Raw genomic sequence first — 1,468 nt, 5'->3', positions numbered from 1 at the left:
TCCACGGCGGCCATGATCATGGCGTTGCCGTTGCCGCCGAGCGTGACGACGTCGTTGCCGGCGCCGCCGCGCAGCGTCTCGATCCCGGTCACCGTCATGGTGCTGCCCAGGTTGGACAGGGTGATCCAGTCGCCCCCCGCGGAGCCGGTCAGCTCCTCCAGCCGGGCGACGATCATGGCGTTGCCGTTGCCGCCGAGCGTGACGACGTCGTTGCCGGCGCCACCGCGCAGCGTCTCCACCGCGCTCACCAGCAGGGCGTTGCCGTCGTCCCCCAGGTTCACCCAGTCGCTGCCGGCGCCGCCGGCCAGCGTCTCGACGCCGGTGACCAGGCACACCCCGCCCGGCGCGCCGAGCTGGACCCGGTCGCCGCCCAGCCCGCCGACGAAGGTGTCGTTGCCGCCGTTGCCGGACAGCGTGTCGTTGCCGTCGCCGCCGGTCAGCAGGTCGTCCCCGCTGCCGCCGGCCAGCGTCAGGTCGCCCGGCCGTTCGGTCGCCGGCGGTGCGGCGGCGTAGGTCGCCACCAGCTGGTCGATCAGCGCGTCGGCGTCCAGTTCGACGTAGCCGCCGCTCAGCGTCCGGCCGGTGGCGCGGGCCAGCGAGATGAACTCGCTGCGGCTGAGGCGGCTGCCGCGCAGTTTCTCGGCGGCGTCCTGGGCGAGCGCCACCGTGGCGGTGACGTACGGCGCCGAGAAGGAGGTGCCGTTGGCGCGGTACGAGACGCCGGCCATGTTGGTGACGACGATGTCCGTGCCGTCGGCCGCCATGGCGGTGAGCCAGGGATCGCGCTGCGACCAGGTGGCGAGCCCGCCGCTGGTGCCGGTGGAGGCCGACACCGCGATGGCGTTGGGGTCGGCGGCGATCACCGACACGCCCAGCTTGCCGTCGCCGGCCCCGCTGTTCCCGGCCGAGGCGACCGCCAGCACGCCCAGCCGGTCGAGCGCCGCCAGCTCGTCCGACAGCGGCGTCGCGGAGGGCGCGGTGACGTTGCCGGAGCCGAGCGACAGGTTGACCGCCACGACGTTGTACGCCGCGGCGTTGGCGACGACCCACTGCAGCGCCTGCTCGATGGGCGTGTAGCCCGTCGACCCGCCGCCGTCCGGGAACACCTTCAGCTCGATGATGTCGACCAGCGGCGCCCTCTGCAGGATGACGTTGGTGACCATGGCGCCGTGCGTGTTCGCCTGCAGGCTGCGGGCGTCGCCGTCACCGTCGTAGAAGTCGTACTGGTAGACGCGGTTGCCGGTGGACCAGCCGGAGGACCAGCCGCTGTCGATGACGACGACGGTCTTGGTGTCGGCGCTGTATTCGGGGTGCTTCATGGTGGGCTCGGCGTGCGGGTGGGCCTGGGAACGGGGATGCGCGCGGCCCGCCGCCTCAGCCGAAGCCGAGGCTGCCGGCGCCCAGGCCCGGGGCGCCGCTGAACTTCGACAGCAGCCGCACCTCGCCGGCGGCGAGGGTGCCGTCGCCG

At 73.6% G+C, this 1,468-nt stretch carries 1 protein-coding gene; it reads right to left on the bottom strand.

Going from position 1 to position 1,468, the window contains the following annotated elements; all coding sequences use genetic code 11:
* Positions 1-1,319: S8 family serine peptidase (locus TSO221_RS34630; RefSeq protein WP_146209015.1), on the bottom strand; the 1,319-nt coding region annotated here is incomplete at its 3' end.
* Positions 1,320-1,468: the final 149 nt, after the last annotated feature.

This window comes from Azospirillum sp. TSO22-1 (genome assembly GCF_003116015.1).
Classification (GTDB): domain Bacteria; phylum Pseudomonadota; class Alphaproteobacteria; order Azospirillales; family Azospirillaceae; genus Azospirillum.
This window is presented reverse-complemented; position numbering and strand designations above follow the sequence as displayed.